The sequence below is a fragment of the Cellulosimicrobium sp. XJ-DQ-B-000 genome (assembly GCF_031119065.1).
Classification (GTDB): domain Bacteria; phylum Actinomycetota; class Actinomycetes; order Actinomycetales; family Cellulomonadaceae; genus Cellulosimicrobium; species Cellulosimicrobium funkei.
In genome coordinates this window covers 119109-136278 of the sequence record NZ_JAVHYN010000002.1, presented here as the reverse complement: position 1 = coordinate 136278, position 17170 = coordinate 119109, and the positions used below count along the sequence as shown (strand labels likewise).

13 protein-coding genes are annotated in these 17170 nt (G+C 75.3%); 8 read left to right on the top strand and 5 right to left on the bottom strand.

The genetic code is table 11. The features are described from left to right. Positions 1–110: 110 nt before the first annotated feature. Positions 111–2237, bottom strand: a complete 2127-nt coding sequence (locus tag RDI86_RS04475) for a heavy metal translocating P-type ATPase (protein ID WP_308820949.1) — start codon at positions 2235–2237, stop codon at positions 111–113. 609 nt (positions 2238–2846) lie between these two features. Here RDI86_RS04475 and RDI86_RS04470 point away from each other — a divergent pair. Beyond that, positions 2847–3341, top strand: coding sequence for a hypothetical protein (locus RDI86_RS04470; protein WP_308820806.1), 495 nt, complete (start codon positions 2847–2849; stop codon positions 3339–3341). A 68-nt stretch (positions 3342–3409) separates the two neighbouring features. Here RDI86_RS04470 and RDI86_RS04465 read toward each other — a convergent pair whose 3' ends face one another. Together RDI86_RS04465 and RDI86_RS04460 are read right to left on the bottom strand one after the other, a co-directional pair. After that, a complete protein-coding gene (locus RDI86_RS04465; protein WP_308820805.1) occupies positions 3410–4120 on the bottom strand; it encodes a hypothetical protein in 711 nt (236 codons plus the stop codon). A gap of 46 nt (positions 4121–4166) precedes the next feature. Further along, complete coding sequence (locus RDI86_RS04460) at positions 4167–4499, bottom strand: cupin (protein WP_076403395.1); 333 nt, start codon at positions 4497–4499, stop codon at positions 4167–4169. A gap of 164 nt (positions 4500–4663) precedes the next feature. Here RDI86_RS04460 and RDI86_RS04455 point away from each other — a divergent pair, with 164 nt between their 5' ends. Continuing rightward, a complete protein-coding gene (locus RDI86_RS04455) occupies positions 4664–6727 on the top strand; it encodes an AarF/UbiB family protein (protein WP_308820804.1) in 2064 nt (687 codons plus the stop codon). 2 nt (positions 6728–6729) lie between these two features. On the opposite strand, the gene RDI86_RS04450 is transcribed toward RDI86_RS04455, so the two are convergent. Together RDI86_RS04450 and RDI86_RS04445 are read right to left on the bottom strand one after the other, a co-directional pair. Then, complete coding sequence (locus RDI86_RS04450; protein WP_308820803.1) at positions 6730–7683, bottom strand: universal stress protein; 954 nt, start codon at positions 7681–7683, stop codon at positions 6730–6732. 170 nt (positions 7684–7853) lie between these two features. Then, positions 7854–8501, bottom strand: a complete 648-nt coding sequence (locus RDI86_RS04445) for a hypothetical protein (protein ID WP_206154073.1) — start codon at positions 8499–8501, stop codon at positions 7854–7856. A gap of 280 nt (positions 8502–8781) precedes the next feature. Here RDI86_RS04445 and RDI86_RS04440 point away from each other — a divergent pair, with 280 nt between their 5' ends. The 6 genes from RDI86_RS04440 to RDI86_RS04415 all read left to right on the top strand — a co-directional run bounded on the left by RDI86_RS04440 (position 8782) and on the right by RDI86_RS04415 (position 17121). Then, on the top strand, positions 8782–11349 hold the full coding sequence (locus RDI86_RS04440; RefSeq protein WP_031315080.1) for an ATP-dependent Clp protease ATP-binding subunit: 2568 nt from the start codon (positions 8782–8784) through the stop codon (positions 11347–11349). Between the two features lie 520 nt (positions 11350–11869). Next, positions 11870–12988: an ABC transporter substrate-binding protein gene (locus RDI86_RS04435; protein ID WP_308820802.1), complete on the top strand. Its 1119-nt coding sequence runs from the start codon at positions 11870–11872 to the stop codon at positions 12986–12988. Further along, positions 12985–13848 carry an ABC transporter permease gene (locus tag RDI86_RS04430; RefSeq protein ID WP_374990514.1) on the top strand — a complete coding sequence of 288 codons (864 nt, stop codon included), beginning with the start codon at positions 12985–12987 and terminating at the stop codon, positions 13846–13848. The genes RDI86_RS04435 and RDI86_RS04430 overlap by 4 nt, the downstream gene beginning before the upstream one ends. Continuing rightward, positions 13824–14642 (top strand): ABC transporter ATP-binding protein, encoded by an 819-nt coding sequence (locus RDI86_RS04425; protein WP_061266614.1) that lies wholly within the window; start codon positions 13824–13826, stop codon positions 14640–14642. Before RDI86_RS04430 ends, RDI86_RS04425 begins: the two co-directional genes overlap by 25 nt. After that, entirely contained in the window at positions 14639–16048 is a 1410-nt protein-coding gene (locus tag RDI86_RS04420) for an LLM class flavin-dependent oxidoreductase (protein ID WP_308820801.1), read from the top strand. Before RDI86_RS04425 ends, RDI86_RS04420 begins: the two co-directional genes overlap by 4 nt. Next, positions 16045–17121: an LLM class flavin-dependent oxidoreductase gene (locus tag RDI86_RS04415; RefSeq protein ID WP_308820800.1), complete on the top strand. Its 1077-nt coding sequence runs from the start codon at positions 16045–16047 to the stop codon at positions 17119–17121. The genes RDI86_RS04420 and RDI86_RS04415 overlap by 4 nt, the downstream gene beginning before the upstream one ends. Positions 17122–17170 lie beyond the last annotated feature (49 nt).

Below are 17170 nucleotides of genomic sequence, written 5' to 3'. Positions count from 1 at the left end.
GGTTCCTCACGGTCGAGCACGACCTTCCGCGCGGCCGACCACGAGGTTGCTGTCGCCCTGCGCGGCAGAACGACAGCAACCTCGTGGTCGAGGGGGTCTCGCGGCCCCGGTCACCGCGACGCGAGCCGGGCCGGGTCGAGGTCGGTGCGGCGCAGGAGCTGCGCGTTGAGCGCGACGATGACCGTCGACGCGGACATGAGGATCGCGCCCACCGCCATCGGCATGACGAACCCGACGGGCGCGAGCACGCCCGCGGCGAGGGGCACGGCCGCGATGTTGTAGCCCGCGGCCCACCACAGGTTCTGCTGCATCTTGCGGTACGACGCGTGCGACAGCTCGATGATCGACAGCACCGCCCGCGGGTCGGAGCTCGCGAGGATCACCCCGGCGGACGCGATCGCGACGTCGGTGCCCGCGCCGATCGCGATGCCGACGTCCGCCTGGGCGAGCGCCGGGGCGTCGTTGACGCCGTCGCCGACCATCGCGACGACGCGCCCGCCGTGCTGCAGCTCGGCGACCTTCGCGTCCTTGTCCTCGGGGCGCACGCCCGCGAAGACCTGGTCGATGCCGAGCTCGCGCCCGACCGCGCGGGCGACGGGCTCGGCGTCGCCGGTGATCATGACGACCCGGATGCCGCGCCGGTGCAGCGCGTCGACGGCCTCGCGCGACTCGGGACGGATCGCGTCCGCCAGGGCGAACGCGCCCACGACCTCGCCGGACCGCGCGTCCGACGCGGTGCCGGTGCGGGTGCCGGCCTCGTCCGAGACGACCACGTGCAGGACGGTCGACCCGTCCTCGGCCCACGCCGCGGCGTCGGGCAGGGGGTCGAGCCCGCGCTCGCGCAGGAGTGCCGGCCCGCCGACCGCGACGCGGCGCGCGCCGTCGGGGGTCGGGACGGTCGCCTCGACGCCGACGGCCGTGAGCGACCGGAAGTCGGTGGCGCGGGGGACGTCGTCGCCCCGCTCCTCGGCCGCCCGCACGATCGCGCGGGCGAGCGGGTGCTGGCTGTCCGCCTCGGCCGCCGCGGCGAGCGCGAGCAGCGCGGCCTCGGACGTGCCGCCCGCGGTCGCGAGGTGCACGACGACCGGCTCGCCCGCGGTGAGCGTCCCGGTCTTGTCGAACAGGACGGTGTCCACGGTGCGCATGCGCTCGAGCGCCAGACGGTCCTTGACGAGGACGCCCGCCTTCGCGGCGCGCTCCGTCGACAGCGAGACGACGAGCGGGATCGCGAGACCCAGCGCGTGGGGGCACGCGATGACGAGGACGGTGATCGCCCGGATCAGCGCCTGCTCGGGCGTGCCGAAGACGAGCCACAGGCCGATCGTCAGGGCAGCGGCCCCGAGCGCGTACCAGAACAGCCACCCGGCGGCACGGTCTGCGAGGCGCTGGGTCTTCGTCGACGACGCCTGCGCGTCTGCGACGAGCCGCTGGATGCCCGCGAGCGCGGTGTCCTCGCCGACGGCCGTGATCCGCACGCGCAGCGCGTCGTCCGTCGCGACGGTCCCCGCGACGACGGCGTCCCCGACGGTGCGGCGCACGGGGCGCGACTCGCCGGTGATCATCGACTCGTCGACGTCCGCGGACCCGGACGCGACCTCGCCGTCCGCGGGCACGCGCCCTCCCGGCCGGACGACGACCAGGTCGCCCACGCGCAGGTCCGTCGGCGCGACGGTCGCCACGGTCCCGTCCTCGGCGACCCGCTCCGCCTCGTCCGGGAGCAGCGCGGCGAGCGAGTCGAGCGCGGACGCGGTCTGCGCGAGCGAGCGCATCTCGAGCCAGTGGCCGAGCAGCATGATGACGACGAGGAGCGCGAGCTCCCACCAGACGTCGAGCTCGTGCGCGAGCAGGCCCAGGCTCGCTCCCAGCGAGGACACGAACGCGACCGTGATGGCGAGCGAGATGAGCGTCATCATCCCGGGCTTGCGGCTCCGCAGCTCGCTCACCGCACTGGTGAGGAACGGGCGCCCGCCCCAGGCGTAGATCACCGTGCCGAGGACGGGGGACACCCAGGGCACCCACGCGGCGTCGGGCAGGTCGTAGCCCAGGAGCATCGCGAACATGGCGTTCAGCGCGACCGTGGGGACCGCGAGGACGAGCATGATCCAGAACAGGCGGCGGAACTGCCCGACGTGGTCGCCGTGCCCCCCGTGACCCCCGTGACCCGCCATGTCGTGACCCTCATGCCCGGCCGTGCCGTGGCCCTCGTGCCCGGCCGTGCCGCCCTCGTGCCCGGCCATGCCGTAGCCCTCGTGCCCGGCCGTGCCGTGGCCCGCGGTGCCGTGACCCGCCGCGTGGTGGTCCTCGTGCCCCGCCGTGTCGTGGCCGCCGTGCGCGGCCGGGTCGTGCGTCGCGTGGTCGACGGCGGCGGTCGCCGCCGCGCCGGGGTGCCCGTGCGCCTCGGTGTGCGTGTGCGCCTCGTGGTGCCCGTGCTCGCCGTCCGCGCCGGTCCGACGCCCGGGGCCGTGCTCCGTGCGGTGGTCCACCGTGTCTCCTCTCGGCCGCTGATACCCCTAGGGGGTATCATTTCCTCCCGATCATGCCCCCGTGGGGCCGATCCGTCAACCGTTCTTGCTCGACCCGTCCGCGAGGGGCGGCGTCAGGGGCACGGGGTGGGCTCTCGCAGCACGACCGGGCACCGGACCACCACGCGCCGGGGTGCGTCGTCGCCCGGGCGACCGCGAGGCGCAGCGCCTGCTCGCCGACCGCGACGTCGCTCAGGGTGGGCCCGGGACCGGGCGCGGGACCCGGCGAGCGGGACGCGTCGCCGCCGGGTGGGCCGCCCCGCGAGCGGCTACGTTCGGGAGGACCCGGTCGACCGGGCCACCACCCCACCGCAGGAGGACCCCATGACGTCCCAGGACGCAGCCGCGCCGCGCGGCACGACGGCGGTGCTCGCCCGGGCCCTCGCGCTCGGCGTCGCCGCGGGCTCGCGCAGCAGCCTCGGGGTCGCGGCGCCGGTGCTGGCCGGCCTCGTGCGGCCCGGCGGGTCGGGCCGGTCGGGTCACGGACCCGGGCCGCTCGCGCGCGGTGCGGCGCTCCTGGGCGTCGTCGGCGAGCTGGTCGGCGACAAGCTGCCGCAGACGCCGAGCCGGCTCGCGCCGCCCGGCCCCGTCGTCCGCGTCGCGAGCGGCGCCGTGGGCGGGGTGCTCGTCGCCCGGCACCGGACCGGTCCGGTCGGGCTGGTCCTCGCCGCCGTCGTGGGAGCCGCGGGCGGGGCCGTCGGGACGTGGGGCGGTGCGGCGTGGCGACGCCTCGCCGTCGGCGAGCGGCCCGACTGGCCGGGCGCCGTCGCGGAGGACGTCACGGCGCTGGCCCTCGCGGCCTGGGCCGTCAGGGGCTGAGCGGCCGCCACGGCGACCCGGGCGCGACCTCCCGGGAGTGAACCTCCCGGGCGGGAGGGCGCCCTCGGTCAGCAGCCCGCCTGCTCGTAGCGGCACAGCAGCTCCCACGCGGCGCGGGTCTGCTCCGCGACCGTCTCGCGGGCCGCGCCCACGGTGCTCTCCCCGCCGTCGAGCGCGACGAGGGTGACCGCGGCACCGCGCCGCGTGGTCGCCAGGTAGGTGCCGAGCGCCGTGTCCAGGTCCCCGCTCCCGCCCGACCCGTAGTAGTCGGTGGCCAGGCCGCTGCCCTGGGCGCCGACGTCGAGCGGCTCGGCCGTGTACGTCGAGCCCTCCGCGCCGCCCTGCGCCGCGCACGCGGCGAGCAGGTCCGCGAGCCGCGCGGCCTCCGCGGTCGCGGCGTCGGCGTCGGCGAACACCGCGACCTGGTGGACCCCCACGGTGCCCTCGGCCGCGCCGTCGCCCTCGGTCGCGGTGCGCATCGCCGTGGCGTCCGCGGGGCCGCCGTCCGCGCACGCCTCCGGGAGGTGCCAGTCCGCGACCCCCTCCGCCTCCTCGCGTCCTCCCTCGCCGCCCCACGCCCCCGCGGGGAGGAGGACGTCGGCGGGCGCGTCCGTCGGGAGCGCCGCGGCGGGATCGCCGGGTGCCGGGGTCGCGGCAGAGGTCGAGGGAGCCGGGGCCGACGGTTCCGGGGTGCCCGGAGCGTCGCCGGGGGTCGCGGTGCAGGCCGCGAGGACCAGGGCGCTCGCGGCGAGGACGGTCGTCGTTGTCGAGGCTCTCATCCGCACCACCCTGGCAGCCGTGCGGGCGGTTCGCAGGAGCAGGCGCTCAGCTGCCCGGGACGCTCGTCACGGTCGTCAGGAGGAACGCCGCGTCCTCGACCGCGCTCACCGCGTGCCGCTCGTGCGTGAGCACGCGCAGCTCGCCTTCGCCCAGCTCCACGTCGCCCTCGCCGAGCGCTGTGACCCGGACCCGCCCGCGCAGCACCTGGATCGACGCCGCGGGCGGGGAGTTGTGCTCCCCGAGCTCGACGCCCGCGCGCAGCGCGAGGATCGTCTGGCGCAGCGGGCCGTCGTGCAGCACGACCTCGGCGCTGCGACCGTTCGGCGCGGTGCGGGCGGTCGTGAGGTGGGCTTCCGTGAGGAGGTCGACGTTCGTCATCGGGGCTCCGGCCTGTCGGGGAGCTCCATCATGCCGCGCCACGGACGTCGGTGCCGCCCATGCCGCGGCCGTGCGGCGCTGGTCGCCGCGACCGGCTCGGGCGGGCGGGGCGCGCCGGTGGCGCGTGCTGGTGGTCTGCCGTGCGGTCCGGAAGAGTGGCCGCCATGCAGGTGCTCTCCGGTCTCCTCGTCGGTCTGTTCGGCCTCGTCTTCACCGTCGGCATGCTGCTGCTCCTCGCCGCGACGGCGCGGCGCGTCATGGGCGCGCCGGTCGGCTGGATCCGCTCGGCGGTCGTGGCCCTCGCGATGCTGTCGGTCGCGTCCTGGGTGCTCACGGGCGGCCTGCTCGACGCCGGCTGGTCGCGCCCGGACGGGACGCTCACCGTCGCGCCGGGCGTCGCGCTCGTCGCGGTCGTGCTCGCGTTCGCGTGGGCGTTCGTGCTCGGGCTGTGCGTGCTCCTCGTGCTCGAGCTCCTCGTCCCGACGGGCTCCGTCCCTGGGCCGTGGCGCGCGCTCCGCGGGCTGCGCCAGGGCCGCCGCGAGACGCGGCGGTACGCCCAGATCCTGGGGATCGGCGTCCGGCACGGTCTCGGCGGGGCGCTCACGCGCGGGGCGCGGCAGCCGGACGGGTCGCGGCTGTCGCGCACCGACCAGCGGCGCCAGGCCGCCGCGCTGCGCGACGCCCTCAGCGACGCCGGCGTGACCTTCGTGAAGTTCGGCCAGGTGCTGTCCACGCGCCGCGACCTGCTCCCCGCCGCGTTCGCGGACGCGCTCGCCACGCTCCAGAGCGAGGTCCCGCCCGCGCCGTGGTCGCACGTGGAGGCGGCCGTCGCGGGTGCGCTCGGACGCCCGGTCGACGAGGCGTTCGCCGACTTCTCGCCGGAGCCCCTCGCCTCGGCGTCCGTGGGCCAGGTCCACGCGGCCCGCCTGCTCGACGGGCGCGACGTCGTGGTCAAGGTGCAGCGCCCGGGCGCCCGTGCCCAGGTCGAGACGGATCTCGCGATCCTCGGGCGGCTCGCGCGCCGCATCGAGCGCGACACCGCGTGGGGCCGCTCGCTCGGCGTCGTCGACCTCGCCGACGGCTTCGCCGCGTCGCTGCGCGAGGAGCTCGACTACACGGTCGAGCTGGAGAACACGCTCGCGCTGCGCGCCGCGCTCGCGCGGGGAGCGGCGGGGGACCGGCGCCCCGACGACGCCGCCGACCCGGGCGCAGGGCCGCGCGTCCGGGTCCCCGACGTCTACCCCGAGCTCTCCGGCACGACGTTGCTCGTCATGGAACGGCTCGACGGCGTTCCCCTCGGCCGCGCCGCGGACGTGCTCGCGGGCCTCGACGACGCCGTGCGCGCCGACCTCGCCTCCCGCCTCCTCACCGCGACGCTCGAGCAGGTGCTGGTCGCGGGCACCTTCCACGCCGACCTCCACCCCGGGAACGTGCTCGTCACCGCCGACGGCCGTCTCGGCCTGCTCGACATGGGCTCCGTCGGCCGGCTCGGCGAGCCCGACCGGCTCGCGCTCGCGGCGGTGCTGCTCGCGGTCGACGCCGACGACGCCGTCGCCGCGACCGACGCCCTCCTGGAGCTGCTCGACGCCCCGGTCGACCTCGACGTGCGCCGCCTGGAGCGCGCCGTCGGGCAGGTGATCGTGCGGTTCCGCGGCGCCGGCGCGAGCGGCGCGATGTTCACCGCGCTGTTCCGGCTCGTCACCGACGCGGGCCTCGCCGTCCCGTCGCAGGTCGCCGCCGCGTTCCGCACGTTCACGTCGCTGGAGGGCACGCTGCGCCTGCTCGACCCCGGGTTCGACCTCGTCGCCGGGGCCCGCGCGACCGCGCAGCCGCTCGTGCGGCGCGTCGTGACGCCGGAGGGCCTGCGCGAGCGGGCGACGAGCCTGTTCCTCGGCCTCGCGCCCGAGCTGGAACGGCTCCCGCGCCGGCTCGCGAAGATCACGAGCGACGTCGAGGCCGGGCGGCTCACCGTCAACGTCCGCTCGTTCGCGCACCCCGAGGACCGCGCGTTCCTCACCGGCCTCGTGCAGCAGGTCGTGTCCACCGTCATTGCTGCCGCGGCCGTCGTCGCGGCGGTCGTGCTGGTCTCCGCGGACTCCGGCCCCGAGCTCGTCGAGGGCCTGCGCCTGTTCGCCGTGCTCGGTGCGGCGCTCGGGTTCGTGGGCACCGTGCTCGCCGTGCGCGTCCTCGTGTTCGCGTTCCGGGGGACGGCCGCTCGGCGCGGGTGACCTCAGTCGTCGTGCGCGCCCGACGGGTGCGTCGCGTCCGCGGGTCGCACGACCGTGACCGGGCAGTGCGCGTACTCGACCGCGTGCCGGCTCACCGAGCCCAGGAGCAGCCGGTCGAACCCGCCGACGCCGCGGTTGCCGAGCACGAGCCGCTCCGCGCGCGACGACGCCTCGATGACCCCCTTCGCGGCGTGCACGTGCTGCACGCTGCGCACGAGGCGGTCGTCGGGCAGGTCGACCCCCGCCGCTTCGAGCGCGGCGTCGAGCTTCTGGGCGGCGAACTTCTCGTAGTCGTCGATGGGCGGCGTCCATCCCCACGAGTCGGGCAGGGGCGCGAGCGAGACGATCTGCCAGCAGAACAGGGCCTCGAGCGTCGCGCCCGTGCGCCGCGCGACGTCGGCGCCGTGCCGCAGCGCCTGGACCGACGTCGACGACCCGTCGACCCCGACGACGACGGGCCGCGCGTGGTCGTGGCGCACGTCGGGCGTCCCGCGCACCACGGTCACGGGGACGGTCGCGTGCTGCACGACGGCGGTCGGCACCGACCCGAGGACCATCCGGCCGAGGCGGCCCCGGCCGCAGCGGCCGAGGACGAGCAGGTCGGCGTCGTCGCCGTCGGCGGCGTCGGGCCGCACGTCGTCCTGGGCGGCCTGCGCGACGCGTGGCTGGGCGAGGGCGAGCAGGACGGCCGCGGGGCTGCCGCGCTCGGCGACGGCCGTCGCGGCGACCGCGTCCGGGCCGATCCCCGTGCGGGCGCGCGCGGCGTCGAGCCACTCCTGGACGAGCGCCCGCTTCTCCTCGGCCGCCGCGTCGGGGCCGTCGCCCGGCCCCTGCCGCGACTCGAACGCGAGCACGGCCGTCAGTGGCACCGCCCGGTCCGCCGCCTCGCGCAGCGCCCAGTCGAGCGCGCCGCCCGACTCCTCCGACCCGTCGACACCGACGATCACGCCGCGCATCTCGCCACCTCCGCCCGGTCGGCCGACCGCGTGCGCCGTCGGCGTGCTGTCCCCGACGCCGTCGGCGGCGCCGGTGCTGACTCGACCCTAGGCCGCGGGGCCGCGCCGCGCCCGGGACGGGCGTCCCGAGGTCGTGGACGAGAGTCCCGCGGCGCGGCGCGTGGAGCCGGTCAGAACCGCGGGTCGGGCTCGTCCTGGAGGATGTTGCGCAGGGGGCGGGTGACGACGTCGACCCGCGCGAGCAGGTCCGCCGGGCCCGAGACGACGAGCGCCCGGTCCCCGACCGGCACGTACGCCGCGGCGTGCTCCCGCACGGTGACGTACAGGCAGGGGCGGGTCTCGCCGTCGACCCGGAACGTGGTGCGCACGACGGGCGCGACGTCCACCTCCTCGACGATCGCGCGCATCGCGGCGCGGTACTCCTGGTAGGAGTCGAGGAAGTCGTCGTCGCCGGGGGTGTCCGAGTGCAGGGGCGCGGCGAGCGCCCCGCTGAGCGCGGTGCGGGCGATGTCCTCGGCCTGCTCGTCGTGCGCGGCCCGCACCCGCAGCGTCTCGACGTCGAGCGTCTCGCCCGTGAACGACACGTAGGAGCGCAGGAAGCGCTCCTCGGCCGGGTCGTGCGCCCCGTGGCCGGCACCCGTGAGCGTCTCCTCGTCGAGGTCGAGGCCCCAGGTGAGCGGGTCGTCGACCTCCGCGACGGCGCCGTGGAACCGCGCGACCACCTGCTCCCACGACGCGGCCGAGCCCGCGGGGCGTGCCTCTCGCTCGTCCGCGTCCGGTGCGGGGGTGTCCTCCGGCGGCTGGTCCGGTTGGTGCATCGCTCTCGCCACCCTTCTGGACGTCGTGCGGGGCGCACTCCCGAGCCTGCCCGTGGCGCGGGCCGCGGTCAACGCCCCCGGCGCGTGTCGGGCCGGGTGATCTCCGCCGTCGTGCACCCGCGACCGCCCGGCAGGTCACGGCGCGACCCCTCTTTCACGCCCCTGGCGAACAACGGCATACGGAGGGGGTGCGGCTCGTTCGAACCGCATAGAGTCAATGCGGTCAGGCTTGTACCCGTCGTCCGGCGGGCAGGTGTACGCCGCTCACGAGGAGCAGCACATGTTCGAGAGATTCACAGACCGAGCCCGTCGGGTCGTCGTCCTCGCCCAGGAAGAGGCGCGGATGCTCAACCACAACTACATCGGCACCGAGCACATCCTCCTCGGCCTCATCCACGAGGGCGAGGGTGTCGCGGCCAAGGCGCTGGAGTCCCTCGGGATCTCCCTCGACGGCGTCCGCACCCAGGTGACCGAGATCATCGGCGAGGGCCAGCAGGCCCCGAGCGGGCACATCCCGTTCACGCCGCGCGCCAAGAAGGTGCTCGAGCTGTCGCTGCGCGAGGCGCTCCAGCTCGGCCACAACTACATCGGCACCGAGCACATCCTGCTCGGCCTCATCCGCGAGGGCGAGGGCGTCGCCGCCCAGGTCCTGACGAAGATGGGCGCCGACCTCAACAAGGTGCGCCAGCAGGTCATCCAGCTCCTGTCCGGCTACCAGGGCAAGGAGCCGGTCGCCGCCGGCGGTCCCACCGAGGGCCAGCCGTCCGGCTCGGCCGTGCTCGACCAGTTCGGGCGCAACCTCACCCAGGCCGCGCGCGAGGGCAAGCTCGACCCGGTCATCGGGCGCAGCCTCGAGATCGAGCGCGTCATGCAGGTGCTGAGCCGCCGCACCAAGAACAACCCCGTCCTCATCGGCGAGCCCGGCGTCGGCAAGACGGCCGTCGTCGAGGGCCTCGCCCAGGACATCGTCCGCGGGGACGTTCCCGAGACGCTCAAGGACAAGCAGCTCTACACGCTCGACCTCGGCGCGCTCGTGGCCGGCTCGCGCTACCGCGGCGACTTCGAGGAGCGCCTGAAGAAGGTCCTCAAGGAGATCCGCACGCGCGGCGACATCATCCTGTTCATCGACGAGATCCACACCCTCGTCGGGGCGGGTGCCGCCGAGGGCGCGATCGACGCCGCGAGCATCCTCAAGCCGATGCTCGCGCGCGGCGAGCTGCAGACCATCGGCGCGACGACGCTCGACGAGTACCGCAAGCACGTCGAGAAGGACCCGGCCCTGGAGCGCCGCTTCCAGCCCATCCAGGTCGCCGAGCCGTCGCTCCCGCACGCCATCGAGATCCTCAAGGGCCTGCGCGACCGCTACGAGGCGCACCACCGCGTGTCCATCACGGACTCCGCGCTCGTCTCCGCGGCCACGCTCGCGGACCGGTACATCAACGACCGGTTCCTCCCGGACAAGGCGATCGACCTCATCGACGAGGCGGGCGCGCGCCTGCGCATCCGCCGCATGACGGCCCCGCCGGAGCTCAAGGAGCTCGACGAGGAGATCGCCGAGGCGCGCCGCGAGAAGGAGTCCGCGATCGACGCGCAGGACTTCGAGAAGGCCGCCGGCCTGCGCGACAAGGAGAAGCAGCTCACCGCGAAGCGCGCCGACAAGGAGAAGGCGTGGAAGTCCGGTGACCTGGACACCGTCGCGGAGGTGGACGAGGAGCTGATCGCCGAGGTCCTGGCCATGGCCACGGGCATCCCGGTCTTCAAGCTCACCGAGGAGGAGTCCAGCCGCCTGCTCAACATGGAGGACGAGCTGCACAAGCGCGTCGTCGGCCAGGAGGCCGCGATCAAGGCGCTGTCGCAGGCCATCCGCCGGACGCGTGCGGGCCTCAAGGACCCGAAGCGCCCCGGTGGGTCGTTCATCTTCGCCGGCCCCACGGGCGTCGGGAAGACGGAGCTGGCCAAGGCGCTCGCCGAGTTCCTCTTCGGGGACGAGGACGCGCTCATCCAGCTCGACATGTCGGAGTTCTCCGAGAAGCACACCGTCTCGCGGCTGTTCGGCTCGCCCCCCGGCTACGTCGGGTACGACGAGGGTGGCCAGCTCACCGAGAAGGTGCGGCGCAAGCCGTTCTCGGTCGTCCTGTTCGACGAGGTGGAGAAGGCCCACGCGGACATCTTCAACTCGCTCCTGCAGATCCTCGAGGACGGTCGCCTGACCGACTCGCAGGGCCGCGTCGTGGACTTCAAGAACACCGTCATCATCATGACGACCAACCTCGGCACGCGGGACATCGCCAAGGGCGTCCAGACCGGCTTCAACGCCGGCGGCGACCTGGTCACGTCCTACGAGCGCATGAAGGCGAAGGTCAACGACGAGCTCAAGCAGCACTTCCGGCCGGAGTTCCTCAACCGCGTCGACGACGTGGTGGTCTTCCCGCAGCTCTCGCAGGCCGAGATCATCCAGATCGTCGACCTGATGATCGCCCGTCTCGACGCCCGCCTGCGGGACAAGGACATGGGCATCGAGCTCACGCAGCCCGCGAAGCAGCTCCTCGCCGAGAAGGGCTACGACCCGGTCCTGGGTGCTCGTCCGCTGCGCCGCGCGATCCAGCGCGACATCGAGGACGTGCTCTCGGAGAAGATCCTGTTCGGCGAGCTCAAGGCCGGCGAGATCGTCCTGGTCGACGCCGAGGGCGAGGGCCTGCTCGGAGAGTTCACCTTCCGGGGTGTCTCGAAGGGCGAGCACGACCGCGGCCCGGTGAGCGTGGGCGCGGCCGCGGCGCTCGACGCCCCCACCGGCGTCTCGGTCCGCGACCTGCCCCCGACGGGCGAGCTGCAGGCCGGCGCGGAGTGACGCACTCCTGAACGCCTGACACACGGGCCCCGATCCTCCTCCGGGAGGGTCGGGGCCCGTCGTCGTCCCGGCGCCCCTCGCCCGCCGAGCAGGTGGTCGTGGCGCGTCCGGGACGACCGACGCACCACCATCGCCTGCTCGGCCGACACGGACCGCCTGGTCGGCGGGCGAGGGGCCGTTGCACGGCGTTACGTCTGCTCTTGTCGTGGGACGGGGGGCGACGGCCCTTTGCGGGGTCTGCGCACGCTGGCACAGTCGCCCGCATGCCGACGACACCGGGGGGCCTCGTCGCCCTCGCCGCCACCGACGCCGGGCACGTGCCCGGACTCGCGCGTCGTCGCGCCCTGCGTGCGCGCCTGCGCCGTCGGGCCACGTGTCGTCCGACCCCGTGCCGCTGAGCACCCCGACGCACTGACCGATGGCCGCCCCGGGCCGCCGTCGGGCCGTCCCACCACCCTCCCGCGCACGGCACCCGCGCGCCCTCGTGCGTCCCCGTGCGCTCTCCCTGAGAGGACCCGTCATGCCTGCTTCCCCGCTCCGTCCGTCCGCACCACCCGGCCGCCGGAGGGCGACGGCCGTCGCGCTCGGTCTCGTCGCGCTCCTCGCCGCCGGTGCGTGCAGCACCGCCGAGGCGTCCGGGGGAGGTGACCCGGCCGACGGCGGCACGCTCGCCCCGGACGCCGAGCTGCCCACCGAGGTGCCGGAGGGCACCGTCCTGCGGGTCGGCGACCCGACGACGCAGAAGGCGTTCGAGCTCGCGGGCGACGACCTGGACAGCGACTTCTCGTTCGAGATCGAGTGGGCCAACATCTCGGGCGGCCCGGCGACGACGGAGGCGTTCCGGGCCGGGTCGCTCGACGTCGGCGCCGTCGCGGAGATCCCGCCGATCCACGCGACGTGGACGGGCCTGGACGTGCAGGTCTACGCGTCCGTCTACCGGGAGAACTGGGAGGACGCGCCGGTCTACGAGTTCGCGGGGGCGCCGGGGGTCGAGCTCGACTCCCTCGAGGACTTCCGCGGTCACCGCATCGCGTTCAGCCCGGGCCAGGCGCAGGGCGCGATCGTCCTCAAGGCGCTGGAGGAGGCCGGGCTCACGCAGGACGACGTCGAGCTCGTCGAGCTCCCGAGCACGGGCGACGTCTACTCGACGGCCCTCGCGGCGGGCGAGGTCGACGTCGCGCCGCTCGGCGGCACGCAGCTCTTCCGGTACCTCGCGACGTACGAGGCCGACGGCGCGACGTCGGTCCAGCACCACCTGCGCGACGACGCGTCGCACCTCTACGGCCCGACCGAGGTCGTGCGCGACCCGGCCAGGGCGGCGGCGCTGCGGGAGTACGTCGCCGCGTGGGCGGCCGCGAAGATCTGGGTCGCGGAGCACCCCGAGGAGTGGAAGCAGGGCTACTACATCGAGGACCAGGGGCTGAGCGAGGAGGACGCGCAGTATCTCGTCGACCACGCGCCGGTCCCGGACGTCCCGTCCGACCTCACGGAGGGCATCGAGCGCACGCAGGCGACGGTCGACCTGCTCGCGGCGGAGCTCGACGAGCAGCCGCTCGACGCGGCGGACCTGTTCGACGTGCGCTTCGGCCCGGTCGCGGGCGAGGCGGCCGCCGCCGCGCGGGACGGGGGCGCGCAGTGAGCGCCGCGGTCGTCGAGCGGGTCGACGTCGCGGTCCCGCGGGACGACGCCGGGCCGTCGACCCTCGTGGACGTGCGACCGCGCGGCACGCGCCTCGGGCTCGGCCGGCCGGTCCCGCTCGCGGCGCTCGTCGGGGTCACGCTCCTCGCGGTCGTCTGGTCGGTGGGGTCCGCGACGGGGCTCGTCGACCCGCGCGTGCTGTCCGCGCCGTGGACGGTCGTCTCGACGGGCGCGGAGCTCGTCGCGAACGGCAAGCTCGGGGCGCACCTCGGCGTCTCCCTGACGCGCGCCGCGCTCGGGCTCGCGGCCGGCATCGTCGCGGGCGTCGTGCTCGCGCTGGCCGCTGGGCTGAGCCGGGTCGGCGACGCCGTGCTCGACGGCCCGATCCAGGTCAAGCGCGCCATCCCCAACCTCGCGCTCCTGCCGCTGCTCATCCTGTGGTTCGGCATCGGCGAGGAGATGAAGGTCATCACCATCGCGCTCGGCGTCTTCATCCCCATCTACCTGCACACGCACAACGGCCTGCGCGCGATCGACAGCCGCTACGTCGAGCTCGCCGAGACGGTGCAGCTCTCGCGGTGGCAGTTCGTGCGCCGCGTCATCCTGCCGGGCGCGCTGCCCGGTTTCTTCCTCGGCCTGCGGTTCGCGGTCACGGGGTCGATGCTCGCGCTCGTCGTCGTCGAGCAGGTCAACGCGACGGCCGGGATCGGCTACATGATGGAGCTCGCCCGGACGTACGGGCAGACGGAGATCATCCTCGTCGGCCTCGTGGTCTACGGCGTGCTGGGCTACTCCGCGGACCTCGCCGTCCGCCTCCTGCAGAGGAGGGTGCTCTCGTGGCGGCGCACGCTGGAGGACTGACCGCGCAGGAGGCCCGCCCGACGGCGCCGGGCGCGGCCGTGCGGGTCCGCTCGCTCGTCCGGTCGTACGGGGAGCAGCGCATCCTTGACCACCTCGACCTCACCGTGGACGACGGCGAGTTCGTCGCGATCCTGGGCCGGTCCGGCTCGGGCAAGAGCACGCTCCTGCGCGCGCTCGCCGCGCTCGACCACGGGGTCGCGGGCTCGGGCGAGGTCGTCGTGCCGGACCAGGTGTCCGTCGTCTTCCAGGACTCGCGGCTCCTCCCGTGGGCGCGCGTGCTGGACAACGTGGTGCTCGGTCTCGACGCCGGGGCGCGCGGGCGGAGCGCCGCGCGGGACGCCGGCCGCGCGAGCCTCGCGGAGGTCGGCCTGGCCGGGCGCGAGCGCGCGTGGCCGAACGAGCTCTCGGGCGGCGAGCAGCAGCGCGTGTCGCTCGCCCGTTCGCTCGTGCGCTCGCCGCGGCTCCTGCTCGCCGACGAGCCGTTCGGCGCGCTCGACGCCCTGACGCGCATCCGGATGCACGCCCTGCTGCGCGACCTGTGCGCGCGGCACCGCCCCGCGGTCCTGCTCGTCACGCACGACGTGGACGAGGCGATCGTGCTCGCGGACCGCGTCGTCGTGCTCGACGAGGGGCGGATCGCGGCCGAGCGCCGCGTCGACCGGAGCTACGGCCCCACCGAGGCCCGCGACCCCGCCGACCCCCGCTTCGCCCGGCTCCGCACCGAGCTGCTCGACGCGCTCGGCGTCGTCCGCGACGCCCCGACCACCCCCGACCGGAAGGACACCGCCGCATGACCCGCCACGCCTCCTCGGGCCACCGCCCCGGACGCCTGCACCTCAACGCGTTCCTCATGAGCACGGGCCACCACGAGGCGTCGTGGCGCCTGCCCGAGAGCGACCCGTCGTGGACCTCGACGAACATCGCGCACCTGCAGCGCCTCGCGCAGGTCGCGGAGGCGGGGAAGCTCGACTCGATCTTCTTCGCGGACGGCCCCGGGCTGCGGTCCGACGTCGGGCGCCGCCCGGCGGGCTCGCTCGACCCGCTCATCGTCCTGACGGCGATCGCGACCTTGACCGAGCGCATCGGCCTCATCGCGACGGCGTCGACGACGTACAACTCGCCCTACAACCTCGCGCGGCGCTTCGCGTCGATCGACCACGTCTCGGGCGGCCGCGCCGGGTGGAACGTCGTCACGACGGCCGGGCCGGAGATCGCGCGGAACTTCGGCCTCGACGACCAGCCGGCGCACGCCGTGCGGTACGAGCGCGCGGCCGAGTTCCTCGACGTCGCGTTCCGGCTCTGGGACTCGTGGGAGGACGACGCGGTGCTCGCCGACAAGGCCGCGGGCGTCTGGGCGGACCCGGCCAAGATCCACGGGCCCGCGCACGTCGGCACCCACTTCTCCGTGCACGGCGCGCTCACGACGCCGCGCTCGCCGCAGGCGCGCCCGCTCATCGTGCAGGCCGGGTCGTCCGAGGACGGCAAGGACCTCGCCGCGCGCTACGCCGAGGCGGTGTTCACCGCGCACCAGACGCTCGCCGACGCCCAGGCGTTCTACTCCGACCTCAAGGCCCGGGCGGTCGCGGTCGGGCGGGACCCGGACACGGTGAAGATCCTGCCCGGCATCGTCCCCGTCATCGGGTCCACGGAGGCGGAGGCGCTCGCGCGGGAGCGCGAGCTCGACGAGCTCATCGTCCCCGAGTACGCGCGCGCCCAGCTCGCGAAGACGCTGCGCCTCGCGCCCGAGGACCTGCCGCTCGACCGCGAGCTTCCCGACGGCCTGCCCACCGAGGACGAGATCGAGGGGGCCAAGAGCCGGTACACGCTGATCGTCGAGCTCGCGCGCCGCGAGCGGCTCACGGTGCGCCAGCTCATCGGGCGCCTCGGCGGCGGGCGGGGCCACCGCACGTTCGCCGGCACGCCCGAGCAGGTCGCCGACGCGATCCAGGACTGGTACGACGCCGAGGCCGCCGACGGGTTCAACATCATGCCTGCGGTGCTGCCGTCGGGGCTCGAGCAGTTCGTCGAGCACGTGCTGCCCGTGCTGCGCGAGCGCGGCCTGTTCCGCACCGAGTACGAGGGCCGGACGCTGCGCGAGCACTACGGGCTCGAACGGCCCGCCAACCGCTACACGGACGCGGCCCCCGCCGGGACGTCGTCCGACGGCGGGGCACGAGTCGTCGAGGGGGCCTTCGCATGAGCGCGGAGCACCTCTGGTACATCCCGAACCAGGTGCGGCCGGGGCACCGCGGCGACGACACCACCGAGGACCACAACAGCCTCGACACCCTGACGAGCCACGCGCACGCCCTGGAACGCCACGGGTTCGCGGGCGCGCTGCTCGGGACGAGCTGGGGGCGTCCCGACACGTTCACGGTCGCGACGGCGCTCGCCGCCCGCACCACGACGTTCGAGCCGCTCGTCGCGATCCGGCCCGGGTTCTGGCGGCCGGCCCACTTCGCGTCCGCCGCCGCGACCCTCGACCACCTCAGCGGCGGCCGGCTGCGCGTCAACGTCGTGTCCGGCACCGACGGGCAGGAGGCGTACGGCGACGGCGAGGCCGACCCGGCGCACCGCTACGCCCGCACGCGCGAGTTCCTGCAGATCGTCCGCAGGCTGTGGACGCAGGAGGAGGTCACGTACGCGGGCGAGCACTTCTCGGTGACGCGCTCGTCGCTGGGGCCGCGGCCCGTCGTCCGCGGCGACCGCGCCCACCCGCGGATCTACTTCGGCGGCGCCTCGGAGGCGGCGGAGCGCGTCGCGGCGACCGAGGCCGACGTACAGCTCTTCTGGGGCGAGCCGCTCGACGGGATCGCGGAGCGCATCGACCGGCTGAGGCGGCTGAGCGCCGAGCTCGGCCGTGAGCACGCACCGCTCGAGTTCGGGCTGCGCGTCACGACGTTCGTGCGGGACACGACGGAGGAGGCGTGGGCCGACGCCGAGGCGAAGGTCGCGCAGCTCGCGGCCCGGTCGCCGGAGCGCGAGGCGTGGTCGGCCCGCGACCGGGGGCGGAGCACCGCCGTCGGGCAGCAGCGCCTGCTCGACCTGGCCGAGCGGGGCGAGGTGCTCGACGACAACCTGTGGACCGCCCCGGGCCGGTTCGGCGGCGGGGGAGCGGGCACGACGTGGCTCGTCGGCTCGGCGGGCGACGTCGCGAAGTCGCTGCGGCGCTACCAGGACCTCGGCGTGACGCACTTCGTCCTGTCCGACACCCCGTACCTGCGCGAGATCGAGCGCCAGGGCACCCGGCTCCTCCCGCTCCTGCGCGACTGACGGTCAGCGTCGCCGGGATCGGTCGCCGGGATCGGTCGGCGGTCCCCGG